Below are 17199 nucleotides of genomic sequence, written 5' to 3'. Positions count from 1 at the left end.
AGCGCTGACGACGAAGCACCACGAGAGCGTGCCAGGAGGTGCTGGTACGGGGCATCGGGGTAATCCCCCTCGCTGCCCCCCCGGGGTGGGAATTGAGGTGTCGTGACACCGCCGATAGGGGAAGGTCAGGGGATGTCCCCCTGCCACCTCCGGTGGTGCCTTCCTACTCTGGTGACATGGCACCGGCGCGATCCCTCCATGAGATCATCACGGGGTTGACCGGCGATGCCGGGGACCCGGGTGATCTCGCTGCCGTCCTGCGGGCCAGCGGCTTCACGGATCTACCACCGGATCTCCTCGCCGAGGCCGTGGTCAACTTCGCCGACACCGCCCCGGCCGAGATCGCCGAGCATCTGGCACCGTTCGTCATGGCACACGGTCCGATCGCCCAGGCTGACACCGCGGCGGGCGACATCGGACAACTGTCTGACCTGCTCGCCACCGCCCGCACGGCGGAACCGGACGTGGGGTCGGTCCCGGAGATCGATGCGCCGGTCGATCCGGACGGCCTCGACGCGGCGGATCTGCTCGATGAGCAAGGACACCACACCGAGGACGCGCCCGGCGGCCTGGCACCGGTGCCGCCGGACACCGCTTTCGGCCACGGCGCCGGGGCCGCTGACCCGGTACTTGCCGACGAGTTGGCATTCGACGCGGTGGCGCCGCAGGCCGGAGACATCGACACGCCGCAGCGGTCGGCCCTCGACGAGCCAGCCGACGGGCCGGTTCCGGACGGCGACCCCTGGGCCACTCTCTCGATCCTCGACGACACGCCGGAGATCGACGACATCGACGGCACCTGAGTCGGGTCAGGAGACGATTGCCGAGGCGTGTTCTCGCACCTGCCGCAGGCGGTCTAGCTCGGCGGCAAGATCACGTAGGCGGGTCTCGCGTTCGGCTTTGGTGCGCTGCGCCGCTTCCGCAGCGGCGCTCAGCGCCCTGGTGTTGGATCGGGACAGTTCCTCGGCGAGACCGCTGTAGTGGTCGCGTAGTTGCCGCTGAATGCGGCGCAGGGTGTCCCGGGAGTCCTTGGTCATCACGAAGCTGACCTCGTCACAGTAGCGCCGGATGGCGTTGCGGGCCTGATTCTGCCGATTCGTCCGTTGCCGCTTCTTCTCCTCGCGCAGCCCCTTACGCCCCATCACCAGGCCGATCCCGACGCCGATCGGACCAAGGGCGACGCCGGCCAGGGTGCCGAGCATGGTGAACATCAACGCACCGCCGTAGGCGCTCTTCAGCGCCACCATCGCCTGCTTCCCGACCTTCATCTTCGCCAGCTCGATCTTGTGCTCGAACTGCGCGCTGCCGGCCACCGACACCGGGTCGGTGACCGCCACCTGACGAAGGGCCTGACCCGCGGCCTCCTGGAAGTGGATGGCGACGTCGTCGCTGAGAACGATCGACCGGTCCCGGAGCATCATGTAGGTGGCCAGCAGTTCGTCGGAGACCCGCGCCTGCAGCCACCGCTCCGTCTCCTCCCACACGTCGGCGGGATCGCCCTCCTCGATCTGCGCGTCGGCCTCCTCGACCAGCCGACGAAACCTGCCACGCAGGTCGTGATCGATGTCGGAACTGAGATCGGCGATTCCGTCGCTGAGCGTCTGCTGCCACTTCGCCGCGGCGGTCTTGAGCGCCTCGACCCGCTGCTTCACCTCGGCGAGGTCGTCCATCACCTTCGCCGCTGCGGCCGGATCCGCCAGCGCGGCCCGTTCCGCCTCGAACTCGCCCTCGATCTGCTCGCAGACCCCGACCACCGACGCGCCCGCCTGGGCGGCGGCCCGGACAGCTGCTCCGCCGGAAACCCGCTGGGCGACGAACCTGACCAGTTCCGGAAACCCGGACTCGGCGTTGAGCTCCTTGTCGCCGCGGGCGACCGCGCGCCGCCGGAGGTCGGAGGAGACGGCGATGATCGGCATGTCCCCCTCGCCGCTCAGGTGTCCCGCGTCGAGGTCACGGATCTTGCGCCAGTGCGGATAGAAGTCGGTCTTGGTCAGGACGCACACCGCCGTGCCGCACACTTCACGGGCCTGGCGGAGGAACTGCAACTCGCTACGGGTGAGTTCCTGCGCCGCATCGGTGACGAACAGGAGCGCGTCGGCCATCGAGGCCGCGGTCAGGCTGGCCGCCGAGTACACCGAGCCGAGGCCGCCGACTCCGGGGGTGTCGACGATGACGAGGCCGCTGGAGAGCAGCTTACGGGGCAGCCGGACCTCCACCCCGGTCACGCCGGCCACCGTGGCCTCGGTCTCCTTCTCCAGCACCAACTCCCGCAGCCGGTCGACCGGCACCGGCTCGCGTCGGGGCGGGACCTCGTCGAGGAGCAGCTGAGCGGACGGCTGCTCGCCGTACCGGATGTAGGTCGGCAGGGCCGTGGCCACATCGTCGCTGACCGGGCAGATGTCGTGCCCGACCAGCCCGTTCACCAGGGAACTCTTGCCCTGTTTGAACTCGCCGACGACGACGATGTGCACCACCGGGTCGGCCAGGCTGGCACGGACGACTGCGAGCCTGCGAGCGAGGTCCGAGCGGTCGTACGCCTCGCAGGCGCGCTGTGCGAGATCGACGATCCGGGCCGCCTGCTGCAGCGTGTCGTCGGCGTCAGATGATGCGATGGTTGCGGTCAACGTCGTTCCTACCCGTCACATAGGGGTACGGCGGACCGAGGCCGGTCGATCGGTTGGCACGAGCACGAGCGTGGCGTGGTGGTTCGCGCACCCACCACGCCACGATGTCCTCATCCGGCTCGCCGTACGATGTCCACGAAGTTCTGTCCGACCCTCGACTCAGGCGCCGAGGCTCGGGGCCGGCTCGGGGCTGTCACCCGGGTCCGCGATGGTGGTGTCGTTGTTGCTGAACGCGTCCACCTCGTTGAACGAGTCGTCGTTGTTGAACGAGTCGTCGACGGACTGGTCGTTCAACGAGTCGTTCGTCGACTGGTCGTTGAACGAGTCCTGCGCGGTCGAGGCGTCACCGCCGGCGGACAGCGACGAATCCTCCACGTCGCCGGCGTTGACGTTCTGCTGGCTGCCCCCACCGAAGTTCAAGTTGATCGGTCCGAGGGCGCCACCGGCTCCACCGCCGGCGTTGCCGCCGACGCCGTCGCCCCCTGCGGCGCTCCCACCGCTGGCGGTGCCGCCCGCGCCGCCGGCCCCGCCGTCACCGCCGTCGCCCTCGCCCTCGCCGCTGCCACTGCCCTTGCCGCGTAGACCGACACCGACGCCGGTGCCGACGCCGACGCCGGCCGCACCGTCACCGCCACTTCCACCGTCGGCGGATGCCGCGCCACCGGTCCCCCCGGCACCACCGCTGCCGCCCGCCGTGCCACCCGCGCCGCCGCCGGTGTCGATGTCAAGCTGAGCGGTCTGGTTGTTGTCCCCCACGACGGCCTTGTCCACGTCGTCGCCGACGATGCCGAAGTTGTCGCCCAGGATGGCCTTGTCGACGTCGCCGTCGGCCTGGATGCCCGAGTTGGTGCCGGTGTTGACGACACCGTCGATGTCGTCCCCCGCCGTCACCGCGTTGTCGCCGGTGTTGCCCACCACGTCGCCGTCCTCCGAGGTGCCGAGGAACGCACCGTCGCCGGTCGCGCCGAGCACGTCGCCGTCTCCGGTGCCGACCACCGCGCCGTCGCCTGCGGTGACCTTGTCGCCGTCGACGAACTCCACCGACGAGTTGTCGCCGGTGGCGGCGAACGCGTCGTCTCCCGCGGCCACCCCGCCACCAGTCGCGGCGACCTGGTCCCCGTCGCCCTGCTGGGCGACCGCACCGTCGCCGGTCGCGGCGTTGACGTCTCCGTCGCCGGTGCCGCCGACGTTGCCGTCGCCGGCCTGGTTGAGGTTCGTGGAGTCGATTTCGATGTCGCCGAGTACCTCGCCGTCCACGTCCAGCTCCACGGAGTTGTCGATGTCGGTGGAGTTGTCGGTGAAGGTGCGGGAGTTGTCCACGACGTTCTGGGTCGTGAAGGTTTGGGTGACGGTGCTGACCTGCTGCACGGTCTGCACGGCCGGCGCCGAGGCCGCAGCACCGGCTCCCCCGCCACCGCCACCACCACCGAAGCCGCCACCACCACCACCACCGAAGCCACCACCGCCACCACCGAAGCCACCGCCACCGCTGCTACCGAAGCCACCGCCACCGCTGCTACCGAAGGCGGCCTCGTTGACGATCTGGTCGACGTCGACCGCACTGAGCGTCGCGGCGTCGATGTCGTTGGCCGCGAAGGATCCTGCCGGGTCGGCAAGGAACTTCGCGGTTTCCGCCTCGCTGCTGAAGACCTTCTCGAAGAGGGCCCGGATGTTCTCGATGATCAACGGGGTTACTTCCACAGTAGACATGGCTTCCTGCTCTGCTCGGGGCCGGCCCCACTGGCCGGATACATAGAGCTTGCGGCTCGTGGCCGATGCCTCGCATCGGGGCTATCCCCGTTCTACGCGAAGGGGATTAGGGGACCAGCGCCACCAGACCCCGGTGGCCTACGGCTCCGCAGGAAGACGGCTGCGCAGCGCGGCGATCATCTCTGCTCTGCTGCCGGCACCCAGCTTGGCACGGATCCGGGCGACGTGGTGCTCCACCGTCTTCGGGGACACGTAGAGCTGCGAGCCGATCTCCCGGTGGGTGCGGCCCGCCAACACCAGCCGAGCCACATCCACCTCCCGGTCGGACAAGCTGCCCCGGCCCGCGTCCTGGCCCGAACCATCCGCGGCCAGATCCACATAGGACAGCTCTCGGGCACGCTCCAGCAGCCGACGTGCGGCCGACGGATCACGGGTCCGGATCGCGGCGTGCCCAAGCAGCCGCGACGACTCCCACGGCAGGCCGACCGCGTCGAGTTCGGCGGCATCCGCCAGCACACCGTCCGGACACACGTCGCCGGCGAGCGCATCGGACCAGCGCACGGCGGCACGGCACTGGGCCTGCTGCCGCACGCCCGAGGGATCAAGGCTGCCGAGTCGACTCGCGGCGGCAGCGGTTGACCTCTGGTCCTCACCGACGATGGCGACCTGCAGCCGGATCCAGCCGAGCGACACCACCCAGTCGACTGGCCGGTCGAGCCGATCCACCACCGCCTCCAGGTCGTCGAGCACCGGCGTGATCCGCCGGTGCTGGCGCAACCGCGCGGCGGCGACAAGAACTTCCTCCATCATCTCCATATGCGTCAGGTCCACCGCACGCCGGGCGAGCACCGGCTCGGCGTACGCCCACGCCGCGCGGAGCTGAGCGATATCGCCCCGGCGCCGGGCGAGCCCCGCGGTGAGACACGCGAACGTCAGGCGCTCCCGACCCGGCAACGCCGTACCGGAGAGGCGATGAAGTTCGGCGAGGGCGGTGTCGTATCGGCCGGCGCGTAGCCGCGCCCAAGCCAGCAACGTCCGGTGCCGGTTCTGGGCCACCGGTCCACCGAGTCCCGCGGTCAACGCCCGCTCCAAAAGATGCTCGGCAGTCACGATGTCACCGACGGTCACCGCGACCACCGCGCCGAGCGCGTGCGGCAGATCGGGGACCGGGACCGCCGGTGGTGCCTGCTCATAGGCTTCGGCGGCCTCGATCAGCAGTGGCAGGGCCACGGTGGGTCTGCCGATCACCAACGCCGCGTCGGCGAGGAGCCGAAGCGGCAACTGGCCACCACCGGTCGCCGCTGATCGCGCCGGCCCCGGCTGTCCGGTCGCCATCAGTGCCGGCACGGCCAGTACCGGACCAGGCTGGCTGGCACTCAGCAACGCCTCGGCGGCACGGCCCAGCCGGCCATCGTGGGCAGCGGCGGCACCGGCGACCAATCTCAACCGGGCGGCGTCAGCCGGAGACGCGGTGGTCGCGTCCACATCCACCGGCAGTCCGAGCAGGATCGCCGCCTCAGCCCTGCCGGCAGCCACCACGGCCGGAGCGGCACCGGCGTCGAGTGCCTCGTCGTACCAGAACAGGGCCCGGTCGGGCGTTGTGAAGCGAAGCTGGTCCGCGGCCTGCTGGTAGACGGCGGCCGCCGTGGGAGTACGGGCGCGGGCCGCCTGTAGGTGCTCCGCGGCGCGCACCGGGTCCGCACGAGTGGCCAGCAGGGCCCCCGCCACGGTGTCGTGCAGCCGGCGGCGTTCCGGCGGAGACAGGTCGGCGAGGACCGCGCGGGCGACCGCCGGGATCATCCGTTCGCCGTCCGGCACCAGCAGTCCCTGGTCACGCAGCGAGCGTGTCGCCGCCGCCGCCTGCGCCGGGTCCAGCCGGGCGGCCGCGCAGACCACGTCGTCATCGAGATCCAGGCCGAGCGCGAGAAGCGCGGTAAGTTCCGCGGTGTCGCGGCCGGTCCCGGCGAGCCGGCGTTGCAGACGGGCGACCAGCGCGGGCGGTGTGCCATCCGGTTCAGCCGCCACTGCCTCGGCCACGGCGGCCAAGCCCGCTGAGGCGGTGTGGACCGCGGCCACGTGCTCGGCCGTGGCCGGCCCGCCGAGCACGGCGGCCACCAGCGCGGAAAGCGTGTCGTGGGCGAGCGGGCCGAGGTGTTCGACCGTGCCCAGGGCCGCGACCGCCTCGTCGAGGTCGGCCAACTCCGGCCCCCTGATCGTGGGGCGGCGGGCGATCGCCATCGACACGCCGGTGCGGGCAGCATCGGCCAACATCAGCAGCGCCTCCGCCGGCAGCCGGTGCGCGTCGTCGACCACGACCATCGCGCCGTCGGTGCGGGCGCGGGCGAGCAGGGTACCCAGCTCCTGCGCGGAGGTGGTGGCGACCGGGAGGACCGGCCGGCCGGAGGCTGCGGCGACCTCACTGAGCCGACGGGTTCGCCCGGCACCGTCCACGCCCACCACCACAGTCACCCGTGCGTTTCCTTTCGCCCATCTCTTGCTGGCAGTTCATGGTCGGTGGGGTGCGGCCGCCCTGAGGTGTGCAACGCAGGTCACCCTCCGGCGAGGCGGAAGAGCTCCGCGTGGACCTGGCGCTTCGGGACGCCGAGCCGGCGCAGGGTGTCCAGCACCGCCACGGTGAGCGCCGGTGGACCGCAGATGAAGGCATCCCGTTCGGTGATGTCAGGCACGAGCCTGGCGAGGTTTGCCGGCGCGAACGGGTTGTTGTCCGGTCCGGTCCGACCGGCCAGCAGGTGCAGCCGAGCACCCCGGCTCCGGGCGAGGTTCTGCAACTCTCCGATCAGGACAGCGTTGTTGGCGTCCCGGACGCGGTAGAGGATGACCACGTCGGTCAGGTCCGGATCTTCCAGCAGGGCACGGATCGGCGTGATACCGATCCCACCGGCGATCAGCAGGGTCGACTCACGGACGCGTTGCGACGCGGTCAGCGCACCGTACGGTCCCTCGGCGAAGACCCGGGTGCCGGCCCGTATACCACGTAGCCCCGAACTGGTGGTGCCGACACCCTTGGCGGTCAACCGCAGGGAACGGCCGTCCGGTGCGGCGGACAGGGAGAACGGGTTGACCTGCCACCACGGGTTGTGACCGGGGAAGCGCCACAGGAAGAACTGCCCGGCCCGGGCGGGCAACAGGTGCAGGTTCCGCCCGGTGATGTGCACCGACACCGCGTTGTCCGGTTCGGGCACCACAGCGGCGACCCGCAGGCGGTGCCTCGCGTTACGGACCAGCGGCAGAAACAGCCGGCCGGTGAGCAGGGCGCCGATGGCGAAGGCCCACAGAGACCACCAGTAGATCTGACTCAGGGCGCTACCGGTGAACGAGGTGCCCGTGTACACCTGGTGCACCACGGCGAGCAGGACCGCCACGTAGAGCAGCAGGTGAACGGCGTGCCACACCTCGTACGGCAGGCGCTTACGGGCGGCCCGCACCGAGAAGGCGACCACGACGACGATCACAGCGACGGCGATCATCCCCAGCAGGACCGGCGTCTGCTGGGACAGGGTGACCGTCTCGCTCAGGAACGAGACGTTGCTGTAGGTGGCGAAGCCCAGTAGCACGACCACCGGGTGCAGCACGGCGAGCCAGAAGATCGCGAACCCGGTCCACCGGTGCCAGACGGTCAGATGGTCCATCCCGAAACCGCGGTCCAGCAACGGCAGCCGGGCGATCAGCAGTAGTTGCACGACCATCGTGAAGGCCAGATACAGGCCGAGAAGACGACCCATGGAGCCGAGGACGTTGTAGGCCGGAGTCCCGGCCAGGAAGAACATCGCGTGGACCACGACAATGTTGACGAGCAGAAAGGCCAGGGTCACGACGCGCGCGACGCTGGCAGAGTGGAAGGTGGTCGACATCGGTGGCTGAGAGACAGCAGTCATCCCGTCTTCCTGTCGGTCAGTCATTTGAGGGCATCGCGATCCTCATGTCGCTGCGGGCCCCGGGTAAATCCAGGCCACTCGGCCGATCTCGGGCCATCGACAACAGCAACGGAGCCCTGGCCCGTTCCCACCTGCGTGGCCTTCCTCGACAGGGCTACGACTTCAGACCCAGCCACAGCTTCCCGGCCCCGCGCCCCCGACGCTTGGGGAAGATCTGAGGAACTGCTGAGGGGTTTGCCCGGTGGTCGGCCGCCGGTCCACAGCCCGGACGACATCCTCCCAGACCTTCACGAGCGCCTTGGCGCCGAGGTTGGTCAGCCAGGCGCGCATCAGTAGCAGGCGACGTTCCGAGGCGGCCGGTTCGGCGACTTGTACGCCGAGCCGAAACGGCTGCCCTGGGCGCAGGTGCCCATTGGAGACCAACGGCGGCTTCGGCCACGGCCGCCGCGACCCGCACCGTCGAGGCGCCGGCCCTCCGCACTCCCGCCGGCGGCGGCGCCCCTGCGCCCGGCCGCCAGTGGAGGGCATCGACAGGGGTCGGATCGACGGGCGATAGGCTGGGGCGGCGTGCGGGTGACCTAAGGGGAACGGGTGATAGGCGGAACGGTTCACCGGGTGGTTCTGGCCTGCGAGCATCCGGCGTGAACGGCGGACTGCGTCCCGGTGACCCGGCCCGCATCGGCAGGTACGACGTGCTCGACCGACTCGGCGAGGGCGGCATGGGAAGCGTCTTCCTCGCCCGGTCGCCGCAGGGATGGCCGGTGGCCGTCAAGGTGGTTCGCCCGGACCTCTCACACGACGCCGAGTTCCGGGGCCGTTTTCGTAGTGAGGTGAACCGGGCGCGCCAGGTCCCACCGTTCTGCACCGCCGAGGTCCTGGACGCCGACCCGGACCACAACCCGCCCTACCTGGTAGTCGAGTACGTAGAGGGTCCCAGCCTGGCCCAGGTGATGCGGGAGCGGGGGCCACTGGGGCCGGCGCAGATGCACAGCATCGCGGTCGGGGTGGCCACCGCGCTCACCGCGATCCACGGCGCCGGGGTGATCCACCGGGATCTGAAGCCCGCGAACGTCCTGGTCGCGCCCGGCGGCATCAAGGTCATCGACTTCGGCATCGCCCGCGCGTTCGAGGCGACGAGCCAGCACACCCGGACGAACCAGATGGTCGGGACCGTCTCGTACATGGCGCCAGAGCGGATCGACATCGCGTCCCGACAACCGGTGGGTCCGGCCGCGGACATCTTCGCCTGGGGTGCGGTGGTCGCCCATGCCGCCACCGGCCGCAATCCGTTCGGGGCCGACTCCCCCACCGCCACCGCGATGCGTATCCTCACCCAGCCGCCGGATCTGACCGGACTCGAAGGTCCGCTGCGCGGGTTGGTCACCTGGGCGCTGGAGAAGGACCCTGCCGCCAGGCCCACCGCCCGGCAACTGCTCGACGGGCTACTGACCGCAGCAGCACCGAAGGGGAGTACCGGAGCTGTCCAACCCCAGGGCGCGACGGCACGTGCGTTGCCGGGCACCGGTAGCGATGAGCAGGGCCGGCGGTCGAATCAGTCACGCCCAGGCAGGACCGGCCGTACGAGATCGAGCAGGCGTGCCTGGCTCGCCGGGCTGGGCGGGGTCGCCGCGGTGATCGCGATGCTGGTGCCCGTCGCCCTGTTCGGCCCGCAACTGCTGCGCGAATTGTCCCAGCCGGACCCCATCGGCGCGAGGACGGCAAGCGACCCGACGACGCAGCGGTCGGCGTCCGCCGCGCCTGGGCCCAGATCGAGTACGGCCAGCGGTTCGCCGTCGACCGGGGCTGACGGTGCACGGGCCGTGTTGGCCGGGCAGCGGCGAATCCTCCTGCAACTCGTGGAGATCGACCGCGACCTTTCGCTGCCGACCGGCGACGAGGTCCAGGTCGGCGACGGTAACGCCTCGGATGCCCTCTTCGTACTCGTACCAGTCGGCGTCGACCACATGATCGAATCCTTGAACCCGGACGTCTCGCACCGATCGTGCCTCGGGGTCAAAATCGACGCAGCGGGGTCCACGTCGCTGGTGGGCACCGACTGTGAGCCGACCGCGGCGACGTTGTTCGGGATCGTCCGCCAGGACGGCAAGGACGACAAGGGACGCACCACCTACGCCATCGTCAGCGACGAGTACGGGACGGTGACGTGGAGTCCCAGCAGAAAGAGGATCCACGTGGAGTTTCTCGGCGACGGGACAGTCGACACCACGTTCAGACTGGTCGACCAAGGCGCCGTCTGAGCCGGTTCAACCGCGGCGTGCCGAACGCCCACGATGCCAGCGTGCGGACGGCGCGCGCGGCAACGCCGCTCCCACGCGCGGTGGGCAGCACCCAAGTACGACAGCTGCGCCGACGCCTCCGACAGCATGATCGTCCGCAGGCCCACCTGGCCGACGACTTGGTCGTCGACGCCCCGGGCGATGGCCCAGCTGGCATCTGCCTCCTCGGCCCACCGCCGGTACCAGTGTGCGATCCAGTCACGCGCCTCGGCGTCGCTGTCCATCCGACGCACGTGCCACCGCTGGATGTCGGGGCACGCGAACGCGGCCCGTACGGTCGCGACGTCCTCGGGACGCCACGGCCGTAGGACCATGTGCTCATCGGTGTCGAGACGGCGCTGTTCGGCGCTCCGCAGCGAGCCGGCGGGCAGGCAGGAGGGGCATTGGTCCATTGTCGCCGATCGCGGTCGGCCGTGCCGACCGCGGACGGATAGGATTACGGCGCTTCCGGAGGCTTGACCTTCTGCGGGTAGGTCGTCTCGTGACGGGCCAGCATGGCGACGAACTCGCCGATCTTGCGCTCGCGGGTCTGCGGCCGCTTGACGGCATCGAGCCGGTGGATGAGAGCGAACCGGTTGGTCTTGGTGAGTACGTCGAACATGGCCTGAGCGGCGGGGTCGGCGGCGATGGCGGCGAGGAGATCGGCCGGCACCTCGGCTTCCGACGGCGGGGCGTAGGCCGCCGCCCACCGCCCATCTGCCTTCGCGGCTTCCACTGCGGCCCGCCCGGCCGGCAGCATCCGCCCCTGCGCCTGCAGCCGGGCCACGTGGGCGACGTTGCGTTGTGACCAGGAGCTGCGGGGTCGGCGTGGGGTGAACCGGATCCAGGAGGTCTCCTGATCCCGTTTACGGCCCTGCCCGTCGATCCAGCCGAAGCACAGGGCCTCGTCGACCGCCTGCTGCCAGGTCAGCGTCGTGACTGTGCCGCCCCTCCTGGTCAGGGCGAGCCATACGCCGGGCGACGAGCCGTGGTTGGCCGACAACCAGTCGCGCAGGGAGTCGGCGTCCGCGACGATCAACTCGTCCAGGTCGGTGTTCACCATGACGCCAGGCTAACCGCTACGCCGTAGCCGTAGCCCGTAGCCTCTGCCGGGGACTGCTCGATCGCGGCCTCGTCGGCAGGGCCCGGTCCGACGCATCGTGGACGCGCGGACTGTTTCCGCCCGGTTAGCGGCGGGGCATCGCCACGCAGCCGCCGCGCCGTCGCCGACGCACTCTCCCCCGAGGACCTCACCGCACTCGACGAGCTCCTCGATCAGCGGCCCGCACAGCGATCGGCACCGCACCGACCTGACGAAGCGCACCGAACGCACCGTCTGGGTCGCCCGCCGCACCTGGCTCCGGAACCCCAGGCCCTGAAAATCCCGTACCGCAGCGCCCCACCCGCCGGGCTCGGGCTCGCCTGGCAGGTGGGTGGACCCGCAGATCAGGGCTGACGTACGGCCCGGACGACGTCCAACGGTCCGATTTCGCCGGCCAGTCCGGCCTCGGCGAGTTCGGCAAGCAGCACCTTCGCCGGGATGACGTGCCAGTGGTAGTCGGCGTGGTCCTCTCGCAGCGCGGCACCGTCGACGTCCAGGACCCGGTAGCGCATCCGCCACGTCACCGAGTCCGGCCCGGACGGCTCGGCCGCGCCGCCGCCCTCGTAGGTGTAGCGGCCGACCCGCACCGTGGCGAAGACCGAGAACGGGACCGCGGTCGGCTCCGCCGGTGGTTGCAGGTTCAGCACCAACGGCGCGTCGGGAACGAGACTCCCGGCCACCCGCCGCAGGAACGCCCGGCGTCCGTCCGGGTCGAGGTGACCGATCATGTTCATCGCGAGCACGCCGCCGAGGCGGGCGGGCAGGTCGACACCGAGAGCGTCGGCGGCGACCACGGTGATCCGCTGCCGCAGGACGGCGCGGGCGGCCAGGCGGGCCAGCAGCACTGCCCGCAGCACCGGGGACGGCTCCACCGCGATCAGGTCGCCGTCGGGGACGGCTGCGGCGAGCACCTCGGTGCCCAGGCCGCTGCCGGCGCCCACGTCGAGCAGGATCGCGTCACCCACCGCGCCGCGCAGCGCCTCGGCCACCGGGGTACGCAGGGCCTGCCAGGCCGGCTCGCTGAGCAGGTGCAGGTACTCGCCGGAGATCCGGTACTCGTCGCTCATCCCACCACTATAGTGGAAACAGTTTTCGTTACCACCTGGGCGCGGGCGCGCTGTGGCTCGCCGCACGCAGGTGTGCGCGGCCCAGATCGAGCGGATGAACCACGGCGTCGGCCGCCTTCTCGAGCAACTGGTGGCATCCGGGATCAGGGACGACACCACCGTGGTGTTGCTGTCGAACAACGGTGTCTGCGCCGAGACGCTTCCCCAGTTGCGGCGGAGAAGTTCCGTGCCAAGCGGGAGATCGTGCCGGCCACACCGCCACAGTCGGGAACCAACCGTGCCGGACAGGGTCGTCGGGCACGCCATTGGCACCATCCGATCACCAGGGCATGTGCTGAACCAGCCGCGGCGGGCGGCGGCTACCTGGTGAGGAGCTGCTCCAGCCCGTCCAGAATGCGGTCGAGCCCGAACCGGAACGAGCGTTCCGGATCGTCGACCGCGTTGTACTCCTCGCCGGCCACCTGCCCGACCCGGCCGGATATCGGATAGGCGGCCGCGGGCATCACCCGCTCGAGAACCGGCGCGTTGATCTCCCACCATTCGGCGTCGGAGATGCCGGAACGCTCCGCCGTACGCCGTGCGGCCACCCATGCCTGCGCCATCCCGGCGGTGAACCCGCTCAGCAGCGTGACCACCTGGTCCATCTGCAGATCGGTGAAACCGGCACCTTCGATGGCCGCGAGCTGCCACTCGTACCGGTCGGAGACGTTCGGACCGATCCACGGCCGACTGTTCTCCACCTGCAGCAGCCAGGGATGCCGTTGGAACTCGTCCCACAACTGCTCGGCGACCCCGGTCATCCGCTGCCGCAGCGGGCCCTCGTGCGGCGGGAGTTCCTGCTCGCCCGCCACCTCGTCCACCATCAGGCCGATCAGCTCGGAGCGGCCGGGGACGTAGGTGTAGATCGACATCAGCTTCAGCCCTAGCCGACCGGCGACCTTCCGCATGGAGAAGGCGGGCAGACCCTCCTCGTCGGCCACCGCGATCGCGGCCCGGATCACCTCGTCGACGGTGGCCCGTTGCTTCGGTCCCCGTGAGCCCTGCGGTGTGCCGAGGGTGCGCCGCCACAGCAGTCCGAGTGTGCGGTCGATGTCCTGACTTTCCATGCGGGCAGATTACCCCGTGTGGTGTACGGTGTACCAGGCACAATGTCCGTAAGGGGTACGGAGTTAGGAGCCGGCGTTGACGAACCACACCCTGACCGCCGACGGACTACGCAAGAGGTACGGCGACGTGCACGCGCTGGACGACTTCGACCTGAGCGTGCCCCCCCCGGTGTCATCCACGGGCTGCTCGGTCCCAACGGCGCCGGCAAGACCACCGCGGTCATGGCGCTGGCCACCCTGATGGACGTGGACGGCGGCAGCGCCACCGTCGCCGGGTTCGATGTGCGCACCCAGGCCCACCGGGTCCGGCGGCGCATCGGACTGGTCGGGCAGCATGCCGCCGTCGACGAGATCCTCGGCGGCCGGCAGAACCTGGTCATGTTCGGCCGGCTCTACGGCCTGACCTCCGCCGACGCCCGGGTGCGCGCCGACCAGTTGCTCGACACCTTCGAACTGACGGACGCGGCGACCCGGCGGTCTCGACCTACAGCGGCGGGATGCGCCGCCGGCTCGACATCGCCGCCGGCCTCATCCTGACCCCCGCGGTGCTGTTCCTCGACGAGCCCACCACCGGCCTCGATCCCCGCGCCCGCTACGAGGTCTGGGCCGCCGTCCGCAAGATCGCCAACCGCGGCACAACGGTCCTGCTGACCACCCAGTACCTCGATGAGGCCGACCAGTTGGCCGCCATGATCTCCGTGATGGACCACGGCAGGATCATTGCCAGCGGTACACCGGACGCCCTCAAACGCCAGGTCGGCGGCGACCGCGTGAGCGTTACCGTGCCGCTGCACGAGCCGCTGGAGTCCATCGCGCAGCGACTGTCGGCAACGGTCGGGGCGCCGCCCACGATGGACGCCGACACCCGCAGCATCACCTTCGAGGTAGGCACCGGCGTGGTCGCGATCGCCGGCATCGTCCGCGACCTGGACGAACTCGGCGTCACCCCGGATGACCTGACGCTGCGCCGCCCCACTCTCGACGAGGTGTTCCTGACCCTGACCGACAAGGAGGTGGCGCGATGACGACACTGCGCGCCGGCTGGATCATCACCCAGCGGGACCTGGCCCACTGGGTACGCCAGCCGTGGGCACCCATCTTCGGCCTGCTCTTCTCGATCATGCTGCTGCTGGTCTTCGGCTTCCTGTTCGGCCACGCGATCAGCGTCCCGGGCAGCGGCGACTACATCAGCTTCCTGCTGCCCGGCCTGCTGGCATTGAGCATGATGTTCGGGGTGGAGGCCACTGCGACCGCGATGGCCAACGACGCCCGCAAGGGCATCACCAACCGGTTCCGCTCGATGCCGATCGGCAGTGCGTCGGTGGCGCTGGGCCGCGTCGGCGCCGACCTGGCCTACTCGGCGGTCGAACTGCTGGTCCTGATCCTCGGCGGCCTGCTCATCGGTTGGCGGATCTCGTCGGATCCGGCATCGGCGGCCCCGGCCGTCCTGCTCCTGCTCCTGTTTCGGTTCGCCGTCCTGTGGATCGGCATCTTCGTGGGGCTGAGCTTCCGTGGCGAGGGCGCGACGATGGCGGTACAGGTGCTGGTCTGGCCCATCGGCTTCCTGTCCACCGCGATCGTGTCCGCCGAGACGATGCCCGGCTGGCTCGGCGCGATCGCCGCCTGGAACCCGCTGTCCGCGACCGCTTCCGCCGCCCGTGGGCTCTTCGGCAACCCGACCGGCATCACCGAGGGGCCGCTGGTTGACGGGGCGGTGTGGCTGGCGGTCGGCTGGCCGCTCCTGCTGACCGCCGTCTTCGTGCCGCTGTCGGCACGCGCGTACCGCAGACTGCGCCGCTGAAACCGGCCGGACCGCGACACGCAGCGCTCGTACGCACCACAGTCCGCGCCGTTCGGCCCACAGCTCGAACGGCACCGGCGGCGAACCGTGCACCACGTCACGGTCCCCTTTCCACCAGGAGAGCACATGAGCTTGACCCACCAACTGCAGCGCCTACTCGAAGCCGGACTCGCCGACGCCACAGGCAGCAGTCCGGCAGAACTCGCCGCCCACGTCGCCGCGCTGCCAGACGAGCCCCAGTGCGTGCTGGCCGTGCACCCCGAGTTGGCCACCGCGCGTCAACTGGCGCCGCTGCTGCGCCGCCACAACAAACCCGGCTTCGTCGTCGACGACATGGTCGACCTCGAGCAGTTCGTACCCATTGACGGTCTCGCCCTACCCGACTGCCCGCTCTATCTCGTCCGCGAGCCCGACCGCGGCGACGACATGTGCAACTGGAGTCCCAACGAGGCGCTACCCGCCATCCTCGAACGCGGACGAACGCCGCTCACCGTCAACGAGGGAATCAGCTGGCTGCTACAGGATCCGAAGATACTCGAACCCAATCACTGCTTCATGACCATCGGCTCCCGCAAACCCACTGGCGACACCCTCGACGCCCGGACCCCCGCCATCTGGATCAGCGGCGGAACCGGACGCGACGGCATCGCCCGACGCAGAGCGCCGAAGATCGGATGGTGCTGGGCCGGCAACCGGCACACCTGGCTCGGTTTCGCCTCCGCGCGTCACCGCAATCCTGTCGATCGATGAAGCAGCGTCGCCAGTGCCGCGGGCGGGAACCGCGGATCACCGCACCGTGGCACCCGCTGCCCTGAACCCCCGAGGCTAGGACTCGGCACGTCCTAACACCGACGGCCCGCACTGAGCAACCTCGATGACGAGCGCCTCGTGGCGTCCCGGCCGCCGCACCATCACCGGCCTCGCCCGGAGCGGATTGGTCGGCCCCGCACTCGCTTCTCAGCGGCCCCTCCCCCACCGCATCGCGGTGCATGCGGGAGGGATCCGCGCAGTGGTATGGATGACCCCATGACGACACACAGCTATGCGGCGGTCGTGACGTGGACCGGCAACCGAGGCACGGGAACAAGCGGGCATCGGGACTACGGCCGCGACCACGACGTGACCGCCGTCGGGCCGGCTCCGATCGCCGGTAGCGCCGATCCCGCGTTCCGGGGCGACCCTGCGCGCTGGAACCCCGAGCAGCTGCTCGTCGCCTCGCTGGCGCAGTGTCACATGCTGACCTACCTGCACCTGTGCACGATTGCGGGGGTGGCGGTGACCAGGTACGTGGACCGTGCCCGGGCAACGATGCTCGCCTGGAGCGACGGTGGCCGGTTCGAGGAGGTCGTGCTCGCGCCGACGGTCACGGTGGCCGACCCCGCTATGGCGCAGCGGGCGGCCAGCCTGCACGACGACGCGCACCGGGCCTGCTTCGTCGCGAATTCGGTGAACTTCACCGTACGCCACGAACCGACAGTTGCGGTCGAGCTCTGACCGGAGACACTCGACATCGGCGACCGCCGATCGACAGCGCGGGCGGCCGCCACAGAGCGGCGCACGGCCGTTTCATGATCGATTGTGGCTGTGAGTGATGGTGCCCGTGTCGGCGTGTCGGAT

General features: G+C 70.3%; 12 protein-coding genes and 2 pseudogenes. 6 read left to right on the top strand and 8 right to left on the bottom strand.

Going from position 1 to position 17199, the window contains the following annotated elements; genetic code table 11:
- The first annotated feature begins 176 nt into the window (after positions 1-176).
- Positions 177-803, top strand: coding sequence for a hypothetical protein (locus ACFHWY_RS14930; RefSeq protein WP_416580786.1), 627 nt, complete (start codon positions 177-179; stop codon positions 801-803).
- A gap of 6 nt (positions 804-809) precedes the next feature.
- Here the strand turns inward: ACFHWY_RS14930 and ACFHWY_RS14925 are convergent, their stop codons facing one another.
- From ACFHWY_RS14925 to ACFHWY_RS14910, 4 genes are all read right to left on the bottom strand, one after another.
- Entirely contained in the window at positions 810-2624 is a 1815-nt protein-coding gene (locus ACFHWY_RS14925) for a dynamin family protein (RefSeq protein ID WP_416580785.1), read from the bottom strand.
- A 159-nt stretch (positions 2625-2783) separates the two neighbouring features.
- Positions 2784-4334 (bottom strand): hypothetical protein, encoded by a 1551-nt coding sequence (locus tag ACFHWY_RS14920; RefSeq protein ID WP_416580784.1) that lies wholly within the window; start codon positions 4332-4334, stop codon positions 2784-2786.
- A 138-nt stretch (positions 4335-4472) separates the two neighbouring features.
- Positions 4473-6803 (bottom strand): LuxR C-terminal-related transcriptional regulator, encoded by a 2331-nt coding sequence (locus tag ACFHWY_RS14915; RefSeq protein WP_416580783.1) that lies wholly within the window; start codon positions 6801-6803, stop codon positions 4473-4475.
- Positions 6804-6883: 80 nt separating this feature from the next.
- Positions 6884-8230 carry a ferric reductase-like transmembrane domain-containing protein gene (locus ACFHWY_RS14910; RefSeq protein WP_416580782.1) on the bottom strand — a complete coding sequence of 449 codons (1347 nt, stop codon included), beginning with the start codon at positions 8228-8230 and terminating at the stop codon, positions 6884-6886.
- 641 nt (positions 8231-8871) lie between these two features.
- Here ACFHWY_RS14910 and ACFHWY_RS14905 point away from each other — a divergent pair.
- Positions 8872-10488, top strand: coding sequence for a serine/threonine protein kinase (locus ACFHWY_RS14905; protein ID WP_416580781.1), 1617 nt, complete (start codon positions 8872-8874; stop codon positions 10486-10488).
- 77 nt (positions 10489-10565) lie between these two features.
- Here ACFHWY_RS14905 and ACFHWY_RS14900 read toward each other — a convergent pair.
- The 4 genes and pseudogenes from ACFHWY_RS14900 to ACFHWY_RS14885 all read right to left on the bottom strand — a co-directional run.
- Positions 10566-10841, bottom strand: a pseudogene (locus tag ACFHWY_RS14900) (GNAT family N-acetyltransferase); the annotation flags it as partial.
- Positions 10842-10963: 122 nt separating this feature from the next.
- Positions 10964-11569 carry a YdeI/OmpD-associated family protein gene (locus ACFHWY_RS14895; protein ID WP_416580780.1) on the bottom strand — a complete coding sequence of 202 codons (606 nt, stop codon included), beginning with the start codon at positions 11567-11569 and terminating at the stop codon, positions 10964-10966.
- Positions 11570-11952: 383 nt separating this feature from the next.
- Positions 11953-12675, bottom strand: a complete 723-nt coding sequence (locus ACFHWY_RS14890; protein ID WP_416580779.1) for a class I SAM-dependent methyltransferase — start codon at positions 12673-12675, stop codon at positions 11953-11955.
- A 359-nt stretch (positions 12676-13034) separates the two neighbouring features.
- A complete protein-coding gene (locus ACFHWY_RS14885; RefSeq protein ID WP_416580778.1) occupies positions 13035-13781 on the bottom strand; it encodes a TetR/AcrR family transcriptional regulator in 747 nt (248 codons plus the stop codon).
- A gap of 76 nt (positions 13782-13857) precedes the next feature.
- Here ACFHWY_RS14885 and ACFHWY_RS14880 point away from each other — a divergent pair.
- The 4 genes and pseudogenes from ACFHWY_RS14880 to ACFHWY_RS14865 all read left to right on the top strand — a co-directional run bounded on the left by ACFHWY_RS14880 (position 13858) and on the right by ACFHWY_RS14865 (position 17076).
- Positions 13858-14806, top strand: a pseudogene (locus tag ACFHWY_RS14880) (ATP-binding cassette domain-containing protein).
- On the top strand, positions 14803-15582 hold the full coding sequence (locus ACFHWY_RS14875) for an ABC transporter permease (protein ID WP_416580777.1): 780 nt from the start codon (positions 14803-14805) through the stop codon (positions 15580-15582). Before ACFHWY_RS14880 ends, ACFHWY_RS14875 begins: the two are co-directional and overlap by 4 nt.
- Positions 15583-15708: 126 nt before the next feature.
- Positions 15709-16332: a DUF5701 family protein gene (locus tag ACFHWY_RS14870; protein ID WP_416580776.1), complete on the top strand. Its 624-nt coding sequence runs from the start codon at positions 15709-15711 to the stop codon at positions 16330-16332.
- A 276-nt stretch (positions 16333-16608) separates the two neighbouring features.
- A complete protein-coding gene (locus ACFHWY_RS14865) occupies positions 16609-17076 on the top strand; it encodes an OsmC family protein (RefSeq protein WP_416580775.1) in 468 nt (155 codons plus the stop codon).
- Positions 17077-17199: the final 123 nt, after the last annotated feature.

Source organism: Micromonospora sp. LOL_024 (genome assembly GCF_048060415.1).
GTDB lineage: Bacteria > Actinomycetota > Actinomycetes > Mycobacteriales > Micromonosporaceae > Micromonospora.
This window is presented reverse-complemented; position numbering and strand designations above follow the sequence as displayed.

What these genes read in the sequence shown, in the direction of transcription:
- ACFHWY_RS14865 (WP_416580775.1), top strand. Translation starts at nt 16,609, where the DNA reads ATGACGACACACAGCTATGCGGCGGTCGTGACGTGGACCGGCAACCGA.
- ACFHWY_RS14895 (WP_416580780.1), bottom strand. Translation starts at nt 11,569, where the DNA reads ATGGTGAACACCGACCTGGACGAGTTGATCGTCGCGGACGCCGACTCC.
- ACFHWY_RS14870 (WP_416580776.1), top strand. Translation starts at nt 15,709, where the DNA reads ATGAGCTTGACCCACCAACTGCAGCGCCTACTCGAAGCCGGACTCGCC.
- ACFHWY_RS14890 (WP_416580779.1), bottom strand. Translation starts at nt 12,675, where the DNA reads ATGAGCGACGAGTACCGGATCTCCGGCGAGTACCTGCACCTGCTCAGC.
- ACFHWY_RS14875 (WP_416580777.1), top strand. Translation starts at nt 14,803, where the DNA reads ATGACGACACTGCGCGCCGGCTGGATCATCACCCAGCGGGACCTGGCC.
- ACFHWY_RS14885 (WP_416580778.1), bottom strand. Translation starts at nt 13,781, where the DNA reads ATGGAAAGTCAGGACATCGACCGCACACTCGGACTGCTGTGGCGGCGC.
- ACFHWY_RS14930 (WP_416580786.1), top strand. Translation starts at nt 177, where the DNA reads ATGGCACCGGCGCGATCCCTCCATGAGATCATCACGGGGTTGACCGGC.
- ACFHWY_RS14920 (WP_416580784.1), bottom strand. Translation starts at nt 4,334, where the DNA reads ATGTCTACTGTGGAAGTAACCCCGTTGATCATCGAGAACATCCGGGCC.
- ACFHWY_RS14910 (WP_416580782.1), bottom strand. Translation starts at nt 8,230, where the DNA reads ATGACTGCTGTCTCTCAGCCACCGATGTCGACCACCTTCCACTCTGCC.